17 protein-coding genes and 1 pseudogene are annotated in these 21,681 nt (G+C 65.9%); all 18 read right to left on the bottom strand.

Annotated elements, in window-relative coordinates; translation table 11 throughout:
* Positions 1-24 precede the first annotated feature (24 nt).
* The 18 genes and pseudogenes from hflX to rpsO all read right to left on the bottom strand — a co-directional run bounded on the left by hflX (position 25) and on the right by rpsO (position 21,507).
* Positions 25-1,314, bottom strand: coding sequence for a GTPase HflX (gene hflX / locus H6A21_RS02890; RefSeq protein WP_204560087.1), 1,290 nt, complete (start codon positions 1,312-1,314; stop codon positions 25-27).
* Entirely contained in the window at positions 1,311-2,270 is a 960-nt protein-coding gene (gene miaA, locus H6A21_RS02885; protein WP_204560086.1) for a tRNA (adenosine(37)-N6)-dimethylallyltransferase MiaA, read from the bottom strand. The genes hflX and miaA overlap by 4 nt, the downstream gene beginning before the upstream one ends.
* Positions 2,267-3,625 (bottom strand): tRNA (N6-isopentenyl adenosine(37)-C2)-methylthiotransferase MiaB, encoded by a 1,359-nt coding sequence (gene miaB, locus H6A21_RS02880; RefSeq protein WP_204560085.1) that lies wholly within the window; start codon positions 3,623-3,625, stop codon positions 2,267-2,269. The genes miaA and miaB overlap by 4 nt, the downstream gene beginning before the upstream one ends.
* 3 nt (positions 3,626-3,628) lie before the next feature.
* Positions 3,629-3,949, bottom strand: coding sequence for a stage V sporulation protein S (locus H6A21_RS02875; protein ID WP_204560084.1), 321 nt, complete (start codon positions 3,947-3,949; stop codon positions 3,629-3,631).
* A gap of 79 nt (positions 3,950-4,028) precedes the next feature.
* Positions 4,029-5,117, bottom strand: coding sequence for an ATP-binding protein (locus H6A21_RS02870; protein ID WP_204560083.1), 1,089 nt, complete (start codon positions 5,115-5,117; stop codon positions 4,029-4,031).
* Between the two features lie 9 nt (positions 5,118-5,126).
* A complete protein-coding gene (gene rny, locus H6A21_RS02865) occupies positions 5,127-6,677 on the bottom strand; it encodes a ribonuclease Y (protein ID WP_204560082.1) in 1,551 nt (516 codons plus the stop codon).
* Positions 6,678-6,949: 272 nt separating this feature from the next.
* Positions 6,950-7,633, bottom strand: coding sequence for a regulatory protein RecX (locus H6A21_RS11115; RefSeq protein ID WP_342636038.1), 684 nt, complete (start codon positions 7,631-7,633; stop codon positions 6,950-6,952).
* On the bottom strand, positions 7,630-8,733 hold the full coding sequence (gene recA / locus H6A21_RS02855) for a recombinase RecA (protein ID WP_204560081.1): 1,104 nt from the start codon (positions 8,731-8,733) through the stop codon (positions 7,630-7,632). Before recA ends, H6A21_RS11115 begins: the two co-directional genes overlap by 4 nt.
* A gap of 277 nt (positions 8,734-9,010) precedes the next feature.
* Entirely contained in the window at positions 9,011-9,565 is a 555-nt protein-coding gene (locus tag H6A21_RS02850; RefSeq protein ID WP_204560080.1) for a CinA family protein, read from the bottom strand.
* An 11-nt stretch (positions 9,566-9,576) separates the two neighbouring features.
* Positions 9,577-10,215, bottom strand: coding sequence for a CDP-diacylglycerol--glycerol-3-phosphate 3-phosphatidyltransferase (pgsA, locus tag H6A21_RS02845; RefSeq protein ID WP_204560079.1), 639 nt, complete (start codon positions 10,213-10,215; stop codon positions 9,577-9,579).
* Between the two features lie 9 nt (positions 10,216-10,224).
* Positions 10,225-11,565 (bottom strand): 30S ribosomal protein S12 methylthiotransferase RimO, encoded by a 1,341-nt coding sequence (rimO, locus tag H6A21_RS02840; protein ID WP_204560078.1) that lies wholly within the window; start codon positions 11,563-11,565, stop codon positions 10,225-10,227.
* A 179-nt stretch (positions 11,566-11,744) separates the two neighbouring features.
* The gene (locus H6A21_RS02835; RefSeq protein ID WP_204560077.1) at positions 11,745-12,242 is read right to left on the bottom strand and encodes a YajQ family cyclic di-GMP-binding protein; all 498 of its coding nucleotides are present in this window, start codon (positions 12,240-12,242) and stop codon (positions 11,745-11,747) included.
* A gap of 62 nt (positions 12,243-12,304) precedes the next feature.
* Positions 12,305-13,681, bottom strand: coding sequence for a helix-turn-helix domain-containing protein (locus H6A21_RS02830; RefSeq protein ID WP_204560076.1), 1,377 nt, complete (start codon positions 13,679-13,681; stop codon positions 12,305-12,307).
* Positions 13,681-15,363: pseudogene (locus H6A21_RS02825) on the bottom strand (DNA translocase FtsK); the annotation flags it as partial. The pseudogene H6A21_RS02825 and the gene H6A21_RS02830, both read right to left, overlap by 1 nt.
* Positions 15,270-16,364, bottom strand: a complete 1,095-nt coding sequence (locus H6A21_RS02820; protein ID WP_428840755.1) for a DNA translocase FtsK 4TM domain-containing protein — start codon at positions 16,362-16,364, stop codon at positions 15,270-15,272. The gene H6A21_RS02820 and the pseudogene H6A21_RS02825, both read right to left, overlap by 94 nt.
* A gap of 250 nt (positions 16,365-16,614) precedes the next feature.
* Positions 16,615-18,291: a ribonuclease J gene (locus tag H6A21_RS02815; protein WP_204560074.1), complete on the bottom strand. Its 1,677-nt coding sequence runs from the start codon at positions 18,289-18,291 to the stop codon at positions 16,615-16,617.
* Between the two features lie 532 nt (positions 18,292-18,823).
* Positions 18,824-21,088: a polyribonucleotide nucleotidyltransferase gene (locus H6A21_RS02810; protein ID WP_204560073.1), complete on the bottom strand. Its 2,265-nt coding sequence runs from the start codon at positions 21,086-21,088 to the stop codon at positions 18,824-18,826.
* 140 nt (positions 21,089-21,228) lie between these two features.
* Complete coding sequence (gene rpsO, locus H6A21_RS02805) at positions 21,229-21,507, bottom strand: 30S ribosomal protein S15 (RefSeq protein ID WP_204560072.1); 279 nt, start codon at positions 21,505-21,507, stop codon at positions 21,229-21,231.
* Positions 21,508-21,681 lie beyond the last annotated feature (174 nt).

The raw sequence follows: 21,681 nt of genomic DNA, 5'->3' as shown, positions 1-21,681 counted from the left end.
GCGATGCCCCAAGCAAAGCAGGATCTACTCGACCGCATACCGCGCGAGCGCACCGGCGATGCGCTCGGGTACCTTCGCCACGATGTGAACGCCCTCGCCGTGGAACTCCTCGCTGATGACGCTCCCCTGCTCGCGCACCACCTTGAGCAGAGTCCCCTCGCGATACGGGATGTCAGCGCTGATGAGACGGTCGGTCGCCGCAGCCTCGGCAGACAGGCGGCTCAACAGCTCATCGAGCCCCTCTTTGGTGAGCGCGGAGAAGAAGATCGCCTGGGGATGACGGCGCCGCAGGGCGCACAGTTCGTCAGAATCCACCAGATCGATCTTGTTGTACACCGTAACGGACGGGCGCTCGCCGGCACCGATCTCATCGAGCACGCGGTCGACCGCCTCGGCCTGGCGCTCGTGGTCCTCATCGGAGATATCGATGACCTTCAGGATAAGATCGGCCCCGAGGACCTCGGAAAGCGTCGACTTGAACGCCTCGACCAGACCGTGCGGGAGCTTCTGGATGAAACCGACCGTATCCGTAATCGTCACCGACCGCCCACCGGGCAGCGCATACGCGCGCGTCGTGGGGTCAAGGGTGGCGAACAGCTTGTCTTCAGCGAGGACCTGAGCCCCCGTGAGGGCGTTCAGAAAGGTGGATTTGCCGGCGTTCGTATATCCGGCCAACGCGATGCGGAACGAGTCGGAGGCGATACGGCTCTTCGCCTGCACCCCCCGGCGCTTCTCAAGCTCGCGCAGCTCGCGCCGCAGCGCGGCGATGCGGTTGCGGATCAGGCGCCGGTCGACCTCGAGCTGGCTTTCGCCCTGGCCGAAACGGCTGCCGATACCGCCGCGCGTCTGCTCTTTTGCCAGGTGCGACCACATGCCGCGCAACCGAGGCAGCAGGTACTGCAGCTGCGCGAGCTGAACCTGCAGCCTGCCCTCACGCGTCGTCGCATGCAGACCGAAGATATCGAGGATCAGCGCCGTCCGGTCGATGATCTTCGTGGGTTCGCCGATGGTGCGCTCGAGGTGCGATTGCTGAGCGGGGGTGAGATCCTCATCGAAGATCACCACGTCGGCATCGAGCCGATGGACGAGCGACTTCAGCTCCTCAACCTTGCCCGATCCGATGATCGACTTCGGAACCGGGCGGTCAAGCCGTTGCGAGATGCGTCCGACCACGACGGCGCCGGCCGTATCGGCCAGGCGCTCGAGCTCGTCGAGCGAGCGCTCGACCGGCCATGCCGCATCGCGCCATTCCACACCGACGAGGATCGCCCGCTCGGGTTCGACAGCGGTAGACAGAAACGAAAACCTACTCACTCCGTCACCTTCCGATACCGCCCAACGATTCGTGCAGCGGCCTGCTGCGCATCCATCTCATCCATATCGAGCCACTCGACGCGCTTGTCGCGACGAAACCACGAGAGCTGCCGCTTCGCATACCGACGTGACCGCATCTTGACCGTCTCGATAGCCTCCTCGAGCGCGACCGTGCCCTGAAGCGCCTCGATGATCTCCTTGTAGCCGATCGCCTGGCGCGACGTCAGCGCGTCGGCCATGCCGGACTCCATAAGCCCGCGTACCTCCTCGACGAGCCCCGCTGCGATCATCGCATCCACGCGGTCATTGATGCGGCGATACAGACGCTCCCGCCCCATCGTGAGACCGAACTGAAGGCTCGGATAGTACGGGCGCGGTGTCGCAAAGCCACTCTGCTGGACGGCATAGGACGTTCCCTCATCAAGCATCTCGAGCGCACGGATGGTACGGCGAACGTTGTGGGGATGGATGAGGGCGGCACTCGCGGGATCGAGCGACGCCAAGTGCGCATGGATGCCTTCATCTCCCAGCTCCTCAGCCATCCGCTGATAGCGGACGCGGGCTTCGCTTTCGAGCTGACCGGCGGGAAAGCGCATATCATCCAGGGCCGCGCGGACATAGAGACCCGTCCCGCCGCAGAGCACGGCCGCCGTGCCGGACGCGCGCACACGATCGATCTCGGCGCGCGCGTCGCGCTGGAACAGGGCAGCCGAATACTCCTCGTCGGCGTCAACGATATCCACCAGAAGCAGCGGCACGAGGCGCTCGGCCACGGGCGTTTTCGCCGTACCGATATCCATCCCGCGATACACCTGCATCGCGTCGGCCGAGATCACAGGCGCATCCAGCTCACGCGCTACCAGATCGGCGATGGCGCTCTTGCCGGATGCCGTCGGTCCCACGATCGCGATGACGGGGTTGCCGTCGCATACGGGGGATTCGACCTCATCGGTCATCGGGGCGACCCCACGACGGTGCCGGAGAGGTACCAGGTGCGGGCGTCGTCGACCTTGACATCGACGATGCGGCCGATGAGGTCCTCGATGCGCACCCCGACGGGAAGCGGGGCGTGTACCGTCTGGTTTTTCGGGCTCTTGCCGAGAAGCTTCGCCTCATCCTTCTTCGAGGTGCCTTCGACGAGCACCGGCACCACATGACCGAGATCATGCTGATTAAAAGCGTAGGCGCTGTCCTCGATGACATGCACGAGCCGGTTGAAGCGATCGAGGATGACCTCGCGCGGCGTATCATCGGCGATACGGGCAGCAGGAGTGCCCTCACGGCGCGAGTAGATGAACGTGAACGCCTGGGCATATCCCACGCGCTCCGCAAGCGAGAGGGTCTCGAGGAAATCCTCCTCGGTCTCGCCGGGGAAGCCGACGATGATATCGGTCGACAGGGCGATATCGGGAATGCGGTCGCGCACGCGGTCGATCAGGTCGAGATACTGCTCGCGCGTGTACTTGCGGTTCATGAGCTTCAGGATGCGAGACGAGCCGGACTGCACGGCGAGATGGAGCTGCGGCATGACGGCGGGGACCTCCGCCATGGCGTCGATAGTCTCGGGCAGCAGGTCCTTCGGGTGCGAGGAGGTGAAGAAGATCCGCTCGATGCCGCAATCGCCCAGGCGGCGCAGCAGCTCGGCGAACCGCGGCGCACCGAACAGGTCGCGTCCATAGGAGTTGACGTTTTGGCCGAGCAGCGTGATCTCGCGCACGCCGACGCGAGCAAGACCGGTGACCTCGTCCACGATCTCGTCCATGTCGCGGCTCTTCTCACGGCCGCGAACATAGGGCACGATGCAGTAGCTGCAGAAGTTGTTGCATCCCGTCATGATGGGCACCCACGCGCGATAGCGCTCGGCGCGATGCCACGGCATGGCGGTCGCGGGCGTGTCGTCGCGCTCCTCGCAGCGAACGTGCGCCTCGCCGTCGGCAAAGGCCTGTTCGAGCAGCTCCGCCACATGGGCGATTGACGCCGTGCCGAAGATGACGTCGACGTTGTCGAGGTTCGTGAGGAGCCCTGCGCCGTCGCGCTGGGCGATGCAGCCGCCCACGGCGATCACGCGGCGCCCGCCCGGGGGTACCGGCAGGCTCTTGCACGAGGAGCACTGCCCGTACAGGCGCGTATCGGCCGCCTCGCGCACGCAGCAGGTCATGAACACGACGATGTCGGCGTTCGCGGGGTCTGCCACCTCCAGGCAGCCGCAGCTGTCGAGCAGTCCGCTCACGCGCTCCGAATCGTGCATGTTCATCTGGCATCCGAACGTGCGGATGAAATACGTCTTACCGAAAAGTGTTGAGTTCTGCATACCCTACCCGACTCGAAGAGTGTCGTCAGAGACATCGAATGTATCGCCCGCATGCGAGGAGAGGCGGTGAACGTAAACGGAAAGCCTGATAGCCGTACGCGACTCCCCGTTGATGAGGATATCGGAGAAAACCGGCGCGCACGAGATATCGAACCCCGTCGGGATCAGGAACCCGCGGGCGATGGCGATGGCCTTGATGGCCTGGTTCACCGCACCGGCGCCGACGCACTGCATGTTGACGGGGACGCCGTCTTTCACCATGCCGGCGATGGCCCCGGCAACCGAAGCCGGTGACGACTTACTCGATACCTTCAGGAATTCCATGGCTACATTTCTCCTGCATGTGAGTGCATTTAATCATATTTTGATAACTGTACCCTATGGGTCAAACCGGGGCAAGCGGCTATTCGTCCTTCGTGATGTCGAACGTGACGACGATGCGGTCACGCGATACGCGAACCTTCGGATCGCCCACCAGATTCAGGTAGTACTGCGCAGCGAGCTCGGAAAAGCTCTTCTCGACACCGCGCGAGAACCGCTGGAGGTCGTCGCGCGAGATCTTGAGACCGCGCCGATCGCGCTCGAGGTCAACCGGCTTCGCCGTCGCTTGCGGCGTATGGCTGCGCTCCCGAAGCAGGCGCGCCGAGACGCTGCGCTGCGGCTTGATCGTGCCCGCGAGGATACGGTGCGCGGTGCGCTCGGACACCTCGATGCCGATGCCCGAGGCGATGCGCATGAAATCGGCCGCATCTGCGCTCGAGCCCAAACGATCAACGACCGGCAGATCGGACGCATCGTCGATGAACAGCAGCTTGCTCGCATCGACCGTGGAGGACGCATGAGCGAACAGGGTCGCCGCGATCTCGGTGGGGCTGCCGAGATAGACGTCGCAGGCATGCAGCTCACTCAGGGCGAACTCAGCCGCCGCGCGCACGATGTTATGCGGGCCGCGCGAGATATGGAACGTCCCCGTCTCGTCCTTCTCCGCTGTCGGCCACGTACTCTGATCGGCCCGCTCGTTCAACGTCGCGGTATCCGCAACGACTTTGATGGAGCTTCCCAGACCCGGCGCGCTCGTGACGACCGCGGCCGACTCGGTGTTCTGGCGGATGGAGAACAGCGCCATGCCGCGACCGTGAACGCCCCAGCGGTCCATCTTCATCGACTCGAGCTTCGAGGTCACGCGGGCATCGAAGATGCGCTCGTGCATGTCGCGCGGGATGCCCGACCCGTTATCGAGAAAAAGGAGGGTGCGGACACCCTCCTCCTTCGCGGTGGCGACATAGATTTTCGTGGCGCCGGCGTCGCGGGCGTTGCGCAGCATCTCGATGACGATGTCCTCAACATGTTGGATATCGTGCTTTGCCTGGCGGCGCTCCGCCTCGGAGACGCGCAGCCTCACGAACCCCTCGCCGAGGTTCTCCTCGACGCGCAGGCTGCCCTCGCCGGACATGGCGGCGACAAACGAGATGAGGTCGTGAGCGTCTCCCATGGCGTGATCCTACTTGGCGATATCCACGGCGCGGCTCTCACGGATCACGACGACGCGCACCTGACCGGGATATTCCATCTCGTCCTCGATCTGATGGGCGATATCGTGCGCGAGCACCGTCGCCTGCGCATCGGAGATCTTGTCGGGCTGGACCATGACATGGACCTCGCGGCCGGCCTGCATGGCGTAGGTGCGCTCGACGCCCTCATGGGAGTTGGCGATCTCCTCAAGCTTCTCGAGGCGCTTGATGTAGCTCTCGGCGGACTCGCGACGGGCGCCCGGACGGGACGCGGAGATGGCGTCGCCCGCCTGCACGAGGACGGCAAGGACGGAGTTGGGATCGACGTCGCCGTGGTGCGCCTCGATGGCGTGCACGATCGCGGGCTTCTCGCCGTAGCGGCGCGCAAGGTCGGCACCGATGACGGCATGCGGGCCCTCGACCTCGTGGTCGATAGCCTTGCCCAGGTCGTGCAGCAGGCCGGCGCGCTTCGCGGCGCGCACGTCGACACCGAGCTCGGAGGCCATGATGCCGCAGAGCTCGGAGACCTCGATGGAGTGCTGGAGCACGTTCTGGCCGAACGAGGTGCGGTAGCGCAGCGCACCGAGCGTCTTGACGAGCTCGGGGTGCAGATCGTGGATGCCGATGTCGAACGCCGCCTGCTCGCCCGCCTCGCGCACGCGCTGCTGGACGAGATCGGACGCCTTGCGGTACATCTCCTCGATGCGGGCCGGGTGGATGCGGCCGTCGGCGATCAGGTTCTCGAGGGCGACGCGAGCGGTCTCGCGGCGCACCGGGTCGAAGCTCGAGAGCACGACTGTCTCGGGCGTGTCGTCGATGACGAGATTCACGCCGGACACCTGCTCGAAGGTGCGGATGTTGCGGCCCTCGCGGCCGATGATGCGACCCTTGAGGTCGTCAGAGGGGATATGGACGGTCGTGACCGTCACCTCAGCGGTGTGGTCTGCCGCGCAGCGCTGGATGGCAAGAGAGATGATCTCCTGCGCCGTCTTATGGCATTCCGCGCGCACGCGCTGCTCGGACTCGCGAATGATGGAGGCCGCCTCATGGGTCACCTCGCCGCGAACCTTGTCGAGCAGCTCGCGGTGAGCGTCATCGCGCGTGAGCTCGGAGATGCGCTCGAGCTCGGAGGTCTGCTTAGCAACCAGCTCGTCGAGCTCGCGGGAGCGCTTCTCGATCTGGCCGGCCTGGCTGGACAGCTGGTGCTCGCGCTTGTCGAGCGCGTCGTTGCGCCGGTCGAGGGACTCCTCGCGCTGCATGACGCGGTTCTCGAGCGTGCGCAGCTCGCGCTTGCGCTGCTTCTCCTCCGCCTCAGCCGCCTGCTTGTTCTGGATGATCTCCTCCTTCGCCTCGAGGAGGGCCTCCTTCTTCATCGTTTCAGCCGCTCGCTTCGCATCGCCGATGAGACGCTCAGCCTCTGCGTGCGCGGACTCGATCTTCGAATCCGCCTCGCGGAGGCTGCCGTTCTTGGCGCTGCGCATGGCGAAAGCGGCAACGGCGGCCCCGATGGCGAGGCACACGATGCCGATTACGAACTCCATGCTCAGACTCCTTTGGTCAATTCAGGTGCAACAGGTAACGAACCGCCCACGCGATGCGGGCGGTTGCGGACATTTGCTAGGGAATGGTCACCCCATATGAAAAAGAACGAATACAATCTATCTATCTCATCGCTGATGAGCGCATATCACATAACAAATGACGTTGTTAATCCTACGTTTACCATCGCAGTCTGTCAAACACACCCAAGTCCATGGGAACAGGATGCACACAGGGATAAACCCAAAGGTAGACGGCTGTGTATGTCCCTCAATCAGAGGTCGGGGGAACCTTCCATCCTTCGGCGGACGGCATGCGTGGCGACGCCATAGGAGAAGCCCTTTGACACAAGATGGCGAATAAGCTTCTCGCGTCCGTGTATATCGCTCACCGGCTTGCGCGCGATAAGGGCATAGGCGCGCTCGACGTCCTCGTCTTCGCTGAAGAACTCCTCCGGGTAGCCGGGAATCCCTGAGGTGTCGATCCCGCGGCGTGAAAGCTCGGCCTCGATACGCCGGCGGCCCCAGCCGGCACGCTTGCGCTCCTCGATATAGTACGAGGCGAAGCGGACGTCATCAACGAACCGCATCTCGCGAGCACGCGCGATCGCGGCGTCCACCGCCTCGGAACGATAGCCTGCATGGCGGAGCTTACGGGCGAGCTCACCTTCCGCATGGTCCCTGCGAGACAGCGCATCGACTGCCACGGCGAAGCACACGCGCGCCTCGATGGCGGCAATGGCATCGAGCACCGATTCGCGCGAAGACGGCAACGCGGGCATCTCGTCGCGCAAAGCGCGCGCGACACGCGGGGCGACCGCGATCGGCTCGCGTCCCTCGTCGGTATCTATGAGTACAATATGTGCCTGCGCCTTTTTGCCGGACGCCGCCGCACGTTTCCGCGCGGCGGCGTCCGGAGTCTCGATATCAAGCGCGCAGACCGTTATAGCGCCGATCACGCGTCCGCACCCGTCGTTGCGGCGGCATCGGGTTCAACCGCCTCGCCGGTCGACTCGTCATCGAAGTCGAGCCCGTAGGCCACGCGCACCTTATGCTCCACCTCATCGCGCAGCTCGGGGTTCTTGCGCAAAAACTCCTTGGCGGCCTCGCGGCCCTGGCCGAGACGCTCGGTCTCATAGGTATACCAGGCGCCGGACTTCTTCACGATGCCGCTGTCCACACCCATGTCGAGGACCGACCCCTCTTTCGAGATGCCGGTACCGTACATGATGTCGAACTCCGCGGTGCGGAACGGGGCCGCGACCTTATTCTTCACGACCTTGCAGCGAACGCGGCTGCCCACGACCTCCGAGCCGTTCTTGATACTGTCGATACGACGGATGTCGATGCGGACCGACGAGAAGAACTTCAGCGCGCGGCCACCCGTCGTCGTCTCGGGATTGCCGAACATGACGCCGATCTTCTCGCGCAGCTGGTTGATGAAGATGCAGGTGGTACGGGACTTGGCGAGGGAGCCGGCGAGCTTGCGCAGCGCCTGGCTCATGAGACGGGCCTGCAGGCCGACCGAGGAGTCGCCGATCTCGCCCTCGATCTCGGCACGCGGGACGAGCGCGGCGACCGAGTCGATAACGACGACATCGATGGCGCCGGAGCGCACGAGCATATCGCAGATCTCGAGCGCCTGCTCGCCGGTATCGGGCTGCGAGATGAGCACCTCGTCGATATCGACGCCGATGCGGGCAGCATATCCCGGGTCGAGGGCGTGCTCGGCGTCGATGAACGCGACAACGCCGCCAAGCCCCTGGGCCTCGGCCAGGATCTCGAGGGCGAGGGTCGTCTTGCCCGATGACTCAGGACCGTAGATCTCGATGATGCGCCCTCGGGGCACGCCGCCGATGCCGAGCGCGGCGTCGAGCGAGAGAGCCCCCGTCGGAATCGCCTCGATCTCGAGCTCCGGGCCGCCGTCGCCATAGCGCATGATGGATCCGGTGCCGAATTTCTTCTCGATCTCGGCGGTCGTGATCTCAATCATCCTGTCGCGCTCCTCGCCGTAGGTGCGCTCGTGAATCTGGCGCGCCGGGCCGGAACTTTTCGCCATGTGGTCCTCCTTCATACTGATGATCGTCTCAGACTATAGTCGAACAGTTGTTCGGCGTCAAGCCGCACACCTCACGCTACGACTCAGCGTCTGAGGGAAATCCCCCGTCTCACGACAGGTATCAAACAGCTCTGCAACAGCGCCCCGCCCCCACCCCGACATGTCCTCATTGGGGACGGGGTATTTTGAGGACAGTCTTTCTCTGCGCGGGATACCGGTCCCGAGCACGCGCGGCCGTAATGCTACCGCGCGCATCGCACCCGAAGTGCGCCCTTCGTCAGGATGCTACGTCCGATGCAGCAGAAGTGGCACCAGACAACCCCGTCCCCGATGAGGACAGTGAGGACAGGAGGAGCTCGAGGGCGCGCAGGGTCGCCTGGCGGCGCACGGCGGCGCGGTCGCCCGAGAAGACCGCGCGAACAGAATCGATATGCCCCTCATACGAGATGCCGAGGTAGACGGTGCCGACCGGATCATCGGCGGTGCCGCCGCCCGGGCCCGCATAGCCGGTCAGGCTGACGGCGACATCCGTCGCGAACAGGCGACGCGAACCCGCCGCCATCTGTCTCGCCACCGGATGTGATACCTCGGTATAACGGTCGATGTCGGCGGCGGACACCCCGAGGACGGCCTCCTTGACCTCGTTCACATACGTCACGGCGCCGCCGCGCAGCACCAGGGAGGCCCCGGGAATATCCGCGATCGCGGCGGCGACCATGCCGGCGGTGAGCGACTCCGCCGTGGAGACCGTCAGCCCAAGGCGCGAGGCGCACTCCACGACCTCGCATGCCGTATCCTCGATGCGCTGCGCAAGCTCTTCATCGAAATCCATCGCGATGCCCCCTACCCGAAGATGATCTCACGGCAATTCCAGAAGTACTGGATACCGGAAATGACCGTGAGGGCCACGGCGATGCCCATGAGGACATCGGAGACGAACAGCAGCCCCACGCAGACCGCGCTCACCGCCGGCGCGGCGCTGAGCGTCGTCAACGCGAACGTCAGCAGGTAGGTGCAGATCGAGACCATCGTGGTCGCCGTCTTCCACTTGCCGAGCTTATCGGCCGCAACGACCACGCCCGCGGCACTCGCCACCATGCGCAGGCCGCTCACCAGAAACTCACGGACCAGGATGATGAACACGAACCACAGGTTCACATAGCCCAGATCCATCAGGATGAGCAGCGCCGACACGACGAGCAGCTTGTCCGCGATGGGATCGAGGAACTTGCCGAAGTCGGTGATCTCGTTGCGCGAGCGCGCGAGGTAGCCGTCGACCTTGTCGGTCAGGCTCAGCACGACGTAGATCGCGAACGCGGCGAATGCGAGGGCGGGATCGACCACCCCGGTCTCGCTGCGGTACGACAGGTCCGCAAGCACCATGAAGACCGGGATGAACAGAATGCGAACGCAGGTGACGATGTTGGCGGGCGTCCACACACCCGTCTTTGCCCCGCCATGGGAGCGACTCGACGAGCCCATGGAAGCCTCCTACTCGATTACATGGCCGACAAGCTCGTAGCAGAAGCTGTCGGTGAACTCAACGGTCAGGATATCGCCCACAGCGGCCTCGCGCGCATCGAGATGGACGGCGCCGTCGCAGTCGGGTGCCTGGAACCAGGCGTGGCCGATGAGCTCGGGACCCTCGTCGGTCTCCTCGATGCCGTCGACGATGACCTCGGCCCGCTCGCCCACATGTGCCGCCGTCGCGGCGAACCCGAGCTGCTCGGCCAAATCCATAGCCTCCTGCGTGCGCGCGAGCTTCTCCTCCTCGTCGATCTGGCAGGCCATGCGCGCGGCACGCGTGCCGTCCTCGGGCGAAAAGGCGAACACGCTCGTGTAATCGAACCCGATGCGATCCATGAAGCGAAGCATGCGGTCGTGCTCCTCATCCGTCTCGCCCGGGAAGGCCACGAGGTAGGTCGTGCGGATGACCATACCGGGGATCTCACGGCGCAGACGGCCGAACAGCTCCTCCAGCTCCGCCTCGGAACCGGAGCGGTTCATCTCGGCGAGCACGCGCTCGCAGCAGTGCTGGACGGGGATGTCGATGTAGGGCAGCACCTCGGGCGTATCGCGGATGGCGCCGATGAGCTCGTCGGTCATGCCCTCGGGCTGCAAGTAGAGCACGCGGATCCACACGCGCTCGGGGCGCACGGCCTCAGCGACCGCGATAAGCAGCTGGGCGAGGTTGCGCGGACCCTGCGCGTCCTCGGGCAGGTCCTGCCCCCAGATGCCGGTATCCTGGCCGATGAGCACGAGCTCGCGCACGCCTCCGGCGACGAGCTCGCGCGCCTCGGCGAGAATCGAGGCGGCGGAACGCGAATGATAGCGGCCGCGGATATAGGGAATGGCGCAGAAGCTGCAGAACCTATCGCAGCCATCCGAGATCTTGAGGTAGGCGACCGCCCCCTCGACGATGCGCTTCACCTCGGGCACGTGCGCGGGCAGGCCGCGGTCGATACCCACAAGCCCGTCCACCACCGAGACGATGCCGTCCTCCTCGTCGGTGCGCACGAACGCGGCGACCTCGGGAAGCTCCGCCGGCAGGTCGGCGCCGTAGCGCGACGGCACGCAGCCGCACATGACGATGGGGACGCTGCGCACCCCCTCGTGGACCTCGTCGGCGAGCTCGAGCGTCGTCTCGATGCTCTCGGAGGTCGCCGACGCGAGGAACGAGCAGGTGTTGATGATCACGAGGTCGGCATCATCGGTGCCTTCCGCCTCGGCATAGCCGGCAGCCGTGAGAAGCGAGCGCATGCGGTCGGTATCGACCTCGTTTTTGGCGCAGCCGAGCGTGATGTAGAGAATGGAACGGGCGGGCTGATCCATGGCTGGACGCGATCCCCTTTCTGCATGGTCGTGAGCGCGCGAGCGAAGCGCACGCTCGAAAAACGCTGATCTGGAGCTTTCACCGGCAGATCACCGCGGCAAGACGGTCGCGGACATCACGCGCAGCGCTCGTGCGGGCAACGCGCCCGAGGGGCTGCGCGCATCGGCCGGCGCTGCCCTTACCGGTAGTTGGTGAACTGGAGCGGCTGGCCGTAATCTTTGCCGCGAAGCAGTGCGATGACCTGCTGCAGGGCGTCCTTCGACGGCGAGGTCACGCGAAGCTTGTCGGCCTCGATCGTCACCTTCACCTTGAGCTTGGCGTCCTTGATGTCCTTGTTGATCTTTTTGGCCGTCGGCTGGTCGATACCCTCGACGATGTGGCCGAGCACGCGCACCGTGCCGCCCGAGGCGGCCTGCGGGGCGTCCCAGGTGACGGCGGCCAGATCGATGCCGCGCTTGATGAGCTTCGAGCCGAACAGGTCGATGATCTGGCGCGAAACGAAGTCGGCGGGCGCATTGATGGTCACGAGTTTATCCGGTTTGGAAAGCTCGATCGAGGCGCCGGAATCCTTCAGGTCGTAGCGCTGCGAGATCTCGCGCACGCTCTGCTGGTAGGCGTTGTCGACCTCCTGCATGTCGACCTGGGAAACGACGTCGAAGCTGGAATCCTTGGCCATGGCTGGCGCTCCTTTCGGTATACACTGCCCTCAATACGTAGTGCTGCTCCGAAGAGCAGCGCTCATTCGGTAGTCTCTTCGGTCGACGTGACCTCGCCGTCGGTACCCTCGGCGGAAGCGGCGTCGACGGCCCCACCGTCGGTGCCGTCGGTGGAGCCTTCGGGCACGACCGGCTGCGGGACGTTGATGGTCACCCGGCCCACACCGGAGGTCCGCGTGTCCCAATCGACCTTCTCGCCGTTGTTCGTCACCTGGACGTCCGCCGGATGGTCGACCGTGATCTCGATGGTTTGGGTGGGGATGAACTCGAGGGTGTTGGGACCGGCGGTCTGGCCATCGTAGGCGTACTCGCCGTCCACCTTGACCTCGATCCACGACGTCTTGCCGTCATCGATCGTGACCTGGATCTTCGTCTCAGTCGGGACCTGCTGCTGGGTCGCGTTCCCGTCCGTGGCCGTACCGTCCGTCGCGGTCTGGTCCGTCGCCGCGTCGCCGTCGGTGGCGGCATCGGTGGCGTCGGCGTCCTCGTCGGTATCGGTATCGTCATTCGCGGACGTATCGGCATCGGTCTGCGTGATGGCGGAGGAGCCGGAGGGCGTCGCCTGCTGTCCGGCGGGCGCCGAGCAGCTGCGCACGAGCAGGAAGACGATGATGATGAGCAGAATGGCGATCACGGCGATGCCGCCCAGAAGCAGGCGCTGGTCGAGGGCGCTCGCGGGGCCCCGACCGCGCTGCGGGCCCCGCCCGCGCCCGTAGCCGCCCTGGGGAGGACGGCGCGCGGGACCGCGCGAGCCGCCGCGCGGGGGACGGCCGCCCCGATTGAGCTCGGAGCGGGAGCCCGGATCGCGGCGTTCGTTGACCCCGAGCGGTCGTCGCATCTGCTGCGTCTCGCCGGGCGAGCGGGTGCCGTACGGGTCGCCGTAGCTGCCGCGGGAGCCCGACGCGGGGGTCACCGTGCGGCGCGGGACGTCCTGTCCGGTCAGGCGCGCCGTGCGGCGCTCGTTGTCGGCCACGCGCATCGGGGTATGCCCGCTCGAGGAGTCGGACACATAGCCCGCCTGCGGGGGGCGCTGCGCGAACCGAGAGCTCGACGGGGGCGGATCCACGAGCAGATAGCGTCCGCTCGTCGAAACGCTGCGCGGCACGGGGTTCGTCGCGCCCTCGGTGAACTGCGACCCCGAGGCGCTTCCGCCCCGTTCGTACACGTAGAGCTCATCGAAATAGGCGTTCACGACCTCGCGCGGGTTCAGACCCAGATACCGGGCATAGCTCGCGATCATGCCCTGCGCGTAGCCGCGCGGCGGCATGGAGGCGAAGTTGCCCGTCTCGAAGAACTCGATGATCTGAGGGCGAATCTTGATTACGTTGGCAACCTGCTGGATCGACATGCCCAACTCACGGCGCCTGTCGAGCAGCATCTCGCCGAAGCGACTGGACATCAGAACCCTCCAAATCCATCTTCCGCGGCCATCTCGGCCTCGACGGCCTCAAGGGCTGCCAGCCCCTCTTCGTCCAGCAGGACCTCGCGGGGCTTGGAGCCGTCGGGCGGGCCGACGACGCCCTTCTCTTCAAGCATATCCATGATACGGCCTGCACGCGCGTAGCCGACCTTCAGGCGACGCTGCAAACCGGAGGTGGAACCGAGCTGGGACTCGACGACGATGTGCGCGGCATCCCACAGCAGCGGGTCGTCGTCGGACGACTCGCGCGCGCTGCCGGCGCCTGCCGCCCCCATGGCCGCGGGCGCGACCGCCGAGAGGATCTCCTCGTGGTAGTCGGCCGGGCTCTGCTCCTTCACGAACTCCACGACCGAGAAGATCTCCTCGTCGGACACATAGCAGCCCTGGATGCGCTTGGGCTTGCCCCAGTCCACGCGGGAGAACAGCATGTCGCCCTGGCCGATGAGCTTCTCGGCGCCCGTCTGGTCCAAGATGACGCGCGAGTCGATACCTGTGGCCACCGTGAGGCCGATGCGGTTCGTGATGTTGGCCTTGATGAGGCCCGTCACGACGTTCGAGCTCGGACGCTGCGTCGCCACGATCATGTGGATGCCCGCGGCGCGGCCGAGCTGCGCGATGCGCACGATGGAGGCCTCGACATCTTTGCCGGCGACCATCATCAGGTCGGAGAGCTCGTCGATGACGATGACCAGATAGGGCATCTTGGCCGGCGGGTTGTCGTACTTCTCGAACTCGCCCGCCGCCTGCTTCTCGTTGAACGTCGAGATCTTGCGAACGCCGATGCGCTCGAACACCTTCAGGCGGCGCTCCATCTCCGACACCGCCCACTGCAGGGCGCTCGCCGCCTGCTTGGGCTCGGTCACGACCGGCACGTAGAGGTGGGGCAGCCCGTCGTAGGGCGCGAACTCGACGCGCTTCGGGTCGATCATGATGAGACGGACGTCCTCGGGAAACGTGCGCATGAGCAGGCTCATGAGGATGGAGCTGATGACGACCGACTTGCCCGAACCCGTCGTGCCCGCGATGAGCAGGTGGGGCATCTTCGCGAGGTCGGCGACCATGGGCTGGCCCTCGGCGTCGCGGCCGAGCGCGAACTCGAGCGGACCGCCCTTCACATAGGGCAGGATGTCGCCGAAGGCGACCGTCTGACGCGTGCGGTTGGGGATCTCGATGCCGACAAGCGAGGTGCCGGGAATCGGCGCGAAGATGCGGACGGAATCGGTCGCGAGCGACAGGGCGATATCGTCCTCGAGGTTCGAGATGCGGCTCACGCGCTCGCCCTCGCCCGGCTGGACCTTGAAGGTGGTGACGGTGGGGCCGGAGATCCAGCCCACCACGCGGGAGTGCAGGCCGAACTCCTGCAGCGTGTCCTGTAGCGCCTGAGCGGTCTGCTCGAGCTCCTTCTTGGTGCTGGCAGACGCGCTCGACGCGGGGTTATGGCGAAGCATGGAGACCGGTGGCAGCTGGCGCTCGTCGCCCTCATCGGCGCGCGAGGCGGGATGCACGGTGCCCGAACCCGCGCCTGCGGTAGAGGACGCCTTGCCCCGGGCCGCCGGGGCATCCTGGTTCACGACCGGCTCGGAGGCGGGCGCGGCCTTCTTCTTTCCAGCTGCGGCGGGCCTCTTCGCACCCGCAGCGGCAGCGGACAGGAACGCCGGCACGTTCGGCTCCAAGGGCGCGTCCGCCTGGGGGCCCACGGGGGGCCGGGCTCGGCGTCGGCATCGTCCGCATGGCGGGCGGGGGCAGCCGTGGCAGCCGCCATCTCATCAAGCTCGGCGCGCGAGGCGGCGATGGCACCGAGCGCGCCGCCGGCGACCGCGGGGGCAGCCGCCGCGGCCGGCATGGGGTCGACCTCGGTCAGGTGCTCGGCGAACCGCTCCTTCACGGGAATGAGCGTGGTCTTCGCAGCCTGCGTGGACGCAGGGGCCGCCGCGGCCTGCGCAGCGCTCGCGCGTCCCGCCTGCTTGGGTGCAGCCTTTGCGGGCGCCTTCTTCTTGCGACCCGGCAGAAGCGTCGTTATCGCCTCATCGGCGGCAACGTCGGAGGAGACGTCCACGAACGGGTTGTCATCGCCCTCAGGCGCATCGGGCTCGTCGTCGATGCGACCCGCCACCGTGGTGGCGCGACGCCCCAGATAGGTCGTCTCGGCACTCCCCTCCTCATCGTCGAAAAGGCTCGTCTGGCGCTGGGGCGCGCGGCGCGGCGCGTGCGCGGGCGCCTGCGCCGCGCCCCAGGGGTTCTCGTTCACGTCGACATGCGCACGGCGCGCAAGCTGCTCGGCACGCGCCGCGATGCCCGTTGCGACCTCGCTCACGGAAAACCCGATGATCACGAGGCCGAGCACCACAAGGCCGACAAGGATCACGTAGGCGATGGCCTTCCCCACGGCGCTATAGAGCGCACTCGCGATGAAGGCGCCCAGATAGCCGCCGGTGGCGGAGAGGTTCGCGTCCTCGAACATCGGGGCGGTGCCGGCGAGGCCGCCAGCACGCGACAGCGAGAGCATGGCGAGCACCGCGCAGAAGATGATCGCCACGCCCGCGCACGTGCGCGCCGGCACCCGCGCGCTCCCGCGCAGAAACAGCAGGGCGGCGGCTCCGAGCAGGATCAGCGGCAGCAGGTAGCCGCCCAGGCCGAAGCCCAGGTGGTAGAAGCCGGCCACGGCGCTCGTCACGGGCGCCGTGCTCGGCGAGATGACCGCTATGAACGACGCCACGGCGAAGATGCCGAGCAGCACGCCCGCGATGTCGCGGCCCGACCCCTGGTCGAGCAAGGGCGCCGCCTTCGCGTCGTCGGCGCGTCCGGCATTCGCGCGCAGGCCGCCCGCCGCGCGGGGCGAGGCGCCCTTGCGCGCAGCGTTGCTCTGCTTGCGTCCCTTCGCCGCCGCCTGCTTGTTTCCCGCTGCCGCCACGCTAGACCTCCATGACGACCGGGATGATCATCGGGCGCGTGCGCGTGCGGTTCCAGATGAAATTGGACAGCGAGTCGCGCACGGCCTTGCGCAGCGCGTCGGTGCCGCTGCTCGTGTAGTTGAACTTGCCCTTCTCGATCATCTTCATGATGGCGGAGGAGGCGTCGGCCGAGAACTCGTCATCGATGGTGAACGACACGCCGCGGCCGGAGAACTCGATGGCGTCGACGCGCTTGCGCTTCAGCGACACGATGGCCACCGCGGTGACCATGCCGTCGTTCGCGAGCTTCTGGCGGTCGCGCAGCACGATGGGGTCGGTGTCGCCGATGCGCAGGCCGTCGACGTAGACCACGCCGGACTCCACCGAGGCCCCGCGGCGCACGACGCCCGCGCGCATCTCCAGCGAGTCGCCGTTGTCCAGAATGAAGATGTGGTCGTCGGGCATGCCCATCTTGCGGGCAAGGTCCGCGTGGGCGCGCAGGTGCACCGCCTCGCCGTGGACCGGCATAAAGTAGGCGGGCTTCGTCATGGCGAGCATGAGCTTCAGCTCCTCCTGGCTGCCATGGCCCGAGACGTGCACGAGCGTGCGGTTCTTGTCGTAGATGTCGCAGCCGATCTTCGCCAGGCTGTTGATGACCTGCTGCACGCCCTTCTCGTTGCCGGGAATGGGCGTAGCGGAGATGATCACCGTGTCGCCCTCGTGCATGGAGAGCGTCTTGTGCTCGCCGTTCGCCATGCGCGACAGCGCCGAGAGCGGCTCGCCTTGGGAGCCGGTGCACATGACCACGATCTGGTCCTCGGGGATGTTGTTGATCTCGTAGGCGTCGATGATGTCTTCCTCGGGGATGTCGAGGTAGCCGAGCTCACGCGCCACGCGGGTGTTCGTGAGCATGGAGCGGCCGGTCACGACGATCTTGCGACCGCAGCGGCGCGCCGCGTCGCAGATCTGCTGAAGACGGTGGATGTGGCTCGAGAAGCTCGCCACGAACACGCGGCCGGGGGCGTTCTTGATCGCAGCGTAGAGCGACGGGCCGACCTCGGCCTCGGACTTCGTGAAGCCGGGACGGGTGGCGTTCGTGGAGTCGCTCATGAGCAGGTCGATGCCCTGCTTGGCGAACTTGTTGATGGAGGCGTAGTCGGGCGTGATGCCGTCGATGGGCGTCTGGTCGAGCTTGAAGTCGCCGGTGTGCAGCACCGTTCCCTGCGGCGTGCGGATGAAGACGCCGAGCGCACCGGGGATGGAGTGCGTCATCGAGAAGAAGTCGATCTGCAGGCACCCCAGGTTCACATGGCTGCCGCCGCGGACCTCGCGGAACTTCGGCGCGCGGATGCGGAACTCGGAGAGCTTGCCCTCGATGAACCCGAGGGTGAGCTTGCTCGAGAAGATCGGGACCTTGTTGTTGAGGTCCTGCAGAAGATACGGAAGCGATCCGGTGTGGTCCTCGTGACCGTGGGTCACGACGATGCCGCGGAGCTTGTCCTCGTTCTCGAGCACGTAGGTGTAGTCGGGCAGCACGAGGTCGATACCGGGCTGCGAGTCGTCGGGGAACATGAGGCCGGCGTCGACGAGCACCATGTCGTCGCCGCACTCGAAGACCGTCATGTTCTTGCCGATGCCATCAAGGCCGCCCAAGGGGATGATCTTGAGCGCGGGAGATTTCTTTTTGGTTGTTGCCATAGGGTGAGATAGTTCCTTTCTCCTGCATCGTATATCCAAACGACGGTGTCCCGTCGTGACGTTCAGATCGCGCCGCCCGTGAGATCCGCGGCCGAGACATAGTGATATTGCATTGTACCAACAGGGACCCTTTCCCAACCGCCCGCCAACCCTATCCCTACACAAAGCGTGGATTTGGACAACTCGGAAGACCCGCCGGTGCGGCGCCGTCCACAAAGGTGCCTTTTCGCGATCCAGTTGCTCATATCCGACGGTATTAGGCGCCCGGACGCCGAGGGGGCGGAAACGCACCCTTGCCGTACCGGCCTCATCTGCGGAAATACTCGCAGATGAGGGACGTTCTCGGGCAGTCCAAAAGAGCGACGCCTAATAGCGGCGTACAGATGCAACTCAGCCGTGATGCACCGCCTGCACGCCCCCGCAGCAAGCGCATGCGCCCGTCCGGACGCCCTCGCGACATGAATAACGGGTCCCGCCAGAAGGCGAGACCCGCATATACCTCATTGCAGGCTGTCAGCCGCGCTCGCAGCGCCTAGCCCTCGTGATGGCGGCGGGGCGTACGCCCGCCGTTGTCGCCGGGGCGACGCGGGCGATCGGTGCGCTCACCGTGCTCGCGGCGCGGACGGCCGGGACGGTCGGAGCGCTCGCGGCGACCGCGACCGCCGAAGCCGCCCTCCTCGGAGTCGCGACCGGAGCCGGCCGGGGCCTCGGGCTTATCGAGGCGGTCGAGCGAGATCTTGCCGCGCTCGTCGACCTCGATGACCTTGACCTTGACCTCGTCGCCGACGTTCAGCACGTCCTCGACCTTGTCGACACGGCCCTGGGCCACACGGGAGATGTGCAGCAAGCCGTCCTTGCCGGGCAGCAGGTTCACGAAGGCACCGAACGGCTGAATGGAGACGACGCGACCGGTGTACTCCTCCCCCACCTCGGGAACCTTGACGATAAGCTGGATGCGCTCGACGGCCGCATCGACGGAGTCGCCCACGCCGCCCACGAACACGGTGCCGTCCTCGTGGATGTCGATCGAGGCGCCCGTCTCGTCCTGGATGCCGCGGATGGTCTCGCCGCCCTTGCCGATGACGTCGCGGATGTTCTCGACCGGAATGGTGATCGAGGTGATGCGCGGCGCGGTGTCGCGGGTCTGGGCGCGCGGGCCGGGGATGACGTCGAGCATCTTGCCCAAGATGAAGGCGCGGCCGGCCTTGGCCTGTTCGAGCGCCTCGCGCAGGATGTCGAAGGTGAGGCCGGTGGCCTTGTTGTCCATCTGCAGAGCGGTGATGCCGCGCTCGGTGCCGGTCACCTTGAAGTCCATGTCGCCCAGGAAGTCCTCGATGCCCTGGATGTCGGACAGGACGACGGTCTTGCCCTCCTCCTGGATGAGGCCCATGGCGATGCCGGACACGGGACGCTTCAGCGGCACGCCGCCGTCCATGAGCGCAAGACAGCTCGCGCAGGTGGACGCCATCGAGGAGGAGCCGTTGGACTCCATGACCTCGGAGACGACGCGGATGGCGTAGGGGAACTCGTTCTCATCGGGCAGCACCGGCAGCAGCGCGCGCTCCGCCAGGTTGCCGTGGCCGATCTCGCGGCGCTTGGGCGAGCCCATGCGACCGGTCTCGCCGGTGCAGAACGGCGGGAAGTTGTACTGGTGCATGTAGCGCTTGCCCTCGACCGGCTCGATGGTGTCGAGGCGCTGGCCCTCATTCAGCATACCGAGCGACAGCACGGAGAGCACCTGGGTCTGGCCGCGCTGGAACAGACCGGAACCGTGCACGAGCGGCAGGTAGTTGTCCTTCACCATGATGGGGCGGATCTCGTCGGCCGCGCGGCCGTCGACGCGCTCGCCCGTCTCGACGACCATGGTGCGCATGGCCTTCTTCTCGAGCTTCTTCAGGTTCACCGGGATCTCGCGCTCCCACTCGAGCTGCTCCTCCTCGGTGAACTCGGCGCGGATGCGCTCTTTCAGCTCCTCGACGTGCGCGATGCGGGAGAGCTTGTCGGCATCGGACAGCGCCGCGTACATCTCGTCATAGTGAGCGAAGATGCGCTCCTCCACCTCGGGCACCGGCTCATCGAGGATGTACTCCTTCGGGACGATGGGGCCGTTGACGCGCTCCCACTCCTCCACGAACTCGAGCTGGGCGTCGCAGAACGCCCCGATGGCCTCCTGGCCGAACTGCATGGCGGCCAGCATGTCCTCCTCGGTGACCTCCTTGGCGCCCGCCTCGACCATGGAGATGAAGTCGCGGGTACCCGCGAGCTCGAGGTCCAGGTCGGAGTTCTCACGCTCCTCATAGGTCGGGTTGACGATGAACTCACCGGTCTCGATGTCGCGGCCGATGCGCACGCACGCGAGCGGGCCCTCGAAGGGCACGCCGCCGAGCGTAAGCGACAGGCTCGCGCCCATGGTGCAGATGACGTCGATGGGATTCACCTGGTCGGCGACGAGCGAGGTGGCGACGATCTGCACCTCGTTGCGGAAGCCGTCCGGGAAGCTCGGGCGGATGGGACGGTCGATCATGCGCGCGGTGAGCGTGGCCTTCTCGCTGGGACGGCCCTCGCGCTTGAGATAGCCGCCGGGGATGCGGCCAGCGGCGTACATCTTCTCGTTGAAGTCGACGGTCAGCGGGAAGAAGTCGTAGTTCTTGCGCTCCTTCGAGACGACCACCGTCACGAGCGCGGTGGTGTCGCCCTGCTTGACCAGCGTAGCGCCGGTGGCCTGCTTGGCGAGCTCGCCGCTCTCAAGCGTATAGGTCTTGCCGTACAGCTCAAAGGTCTTTGATACGAGTGACATTTTTCTCCTTCATCTCCGCACGCCCCGTTGCGTGCGGGCCTCATATGGCTCGCGGGGGTCCGCGAGCGGTGTCAAGAGCCGCGATTGCGACCCCTTACATGAAAAGGAGCCCCGCGCGGGGGCTCCTGCATGCACAACCGTTACTGAATGTTGTCGCGGATGCCGAGCTGCTTGATGAGCTCGCGGTACTCGAAGATGTCGTTCCTCTTGATGTAGGAAAGCAGACGACGACGGCGACCGACGAGCATCAGCAGGCCGCGGCGGGTGTGGAAGTCCTTCTGATGGGACTTCATGTGCTCGGTGAGCTCGCGAATGCGCTCGGTCAGGATGGCGACCTGAACCTTGGGGTTGCCGGTGTCGACGGGGCTGTTGCCGAACTGGGCGGTGAGCTCAGCCTTGCGCTCCTTGGAGACGGTCATGGTGTACACCTTTCTCTTAACGTACGCCCGGCACTGGGACGCCGCCGGTGCAGCGAACGTCTAAGTGCGGGTAACCAACAGTTCGGTATGGTACCACAGCCGCACCCGTTCACGAGAACTGCACGCCTTGCGCGCAGGTGCCCCTGCGTCTGGTGCCCCTGCGGCGGCAGCGTC

Origin of the sequence: Collinsella tanakaei (genome assembly GCF_016902615.1) — a bacterium.
GTDB lineage: Bacteria > Actinomycetota > Coriobacteriia > Coriobacteriales > Coriobacteriaceae > Collinsella > Collinsella tanakaei_A.
Note: the sequence above shows the minus strand (reverse complement) of the source record. Positions and strands in the feature narration are given on the sequence as shown.

Excerpts from the sequence above, each read along its gene's own strand:
- miaA (WP_204560086.1), bottom strand. The coding sequence starts at position 2,270 with ATGACCGATGAGGTCGAATCCCCCGTATGCGACGGCAACCCCGTCATC.
- miaB (WP_204560085.1), bottom strand. The coding sequence starts at position 3,625 with ATGCAGAACTCAACACTTTTCGGTAAGACGTATTTCATCCGCACGTTC.
- H6A21_RS02875 (WP_204560084.1), bottom strand. The coding sequence starts at position 3,949 with ATGGAATTCCTGAAGGTATCGAGTAAGTCGTCACCGGCTTCGGTTGCC.
- H6A21_RS02870 (WP_204560083.1), bottom strand. The coding sequence starts at position 5,117 with ATGGGAGACGCTCACGACCTCATCTCGTTTGTCGCCGCCATGTCCGGC.
- rny (WP_204560082.1), bottom strand. The coding sequence starts at position 6,677 with ATGGAGTTCGTAATCGGCATCGTGTGCCTCGCCATCGGGGCCGCCGTT.
- recA (WP_204560081.1), bottom strand. The coding sequence starts at position 8,733 with ATGGCGAAAAGTTCCGGCCCGGCGCGCCAGATTCACGAGCGCACCTAC.
- H6A21_RS02850 (WP_204560080.1), bottom strand. The coding sequence starts at position 9,565 with ATGGATTTCGATGAAGAGCTTGCGCAGCGCATCGAGGATACGGCATGC.
- pgsA (WP_204560079.1), bottom strand. The coding sequence starts at position 10,215 with ATGGGCTCGTCGAGTCGCTCCCATGGCGGGGCAAAGACGGGTGTGTGG.
- rimO (WP_204560078.1), bottom strand. The coding sequence starts at position 11,565 with ATGGATCAGCCCGCCCGTTCCATTCTCTACATCACGCTCGGCTGCGCC.
- H6A21_RS02835 (WP_204560077.1), bottom strand. The coding sequence starts at position 12,242 with ATGGCCAAGGATTCCAGCTTCGACGTCGTTTCCCAGGTCGACATGCAG.
- H6A21_RS02830 (WP_204560076.1), bottom strand. The coding sequence starts at position 13,681 with ATGTCCAGTCGCTTCGGCGAGATGCTGCTCGACAGGCGCCGTGAGTTG.
- H6A21_RS02815 (WP_204560074.1), bottom strand. The coding sequence starts at position 18,291 with ATGGCAACAACCAAAAAGAAATCTCCCGCGCTCAAGATCATCCCCTTG.
- H6A21_RS02810 (WP_204560073.1), bottom strand. The coding sequence starts at position 21,088 with ATGTCACTCGTATCAAAGACCTTTGAGCTGTACGGCAAGACCTATACG.
- rpsO (WP_204560072.1), bottom strand. The coding sequence starts at position 21,507 with ATGACCGTCTCCAAGGAGCGCAAGGCTGAGCTCACCGCCCAGTTCGGC.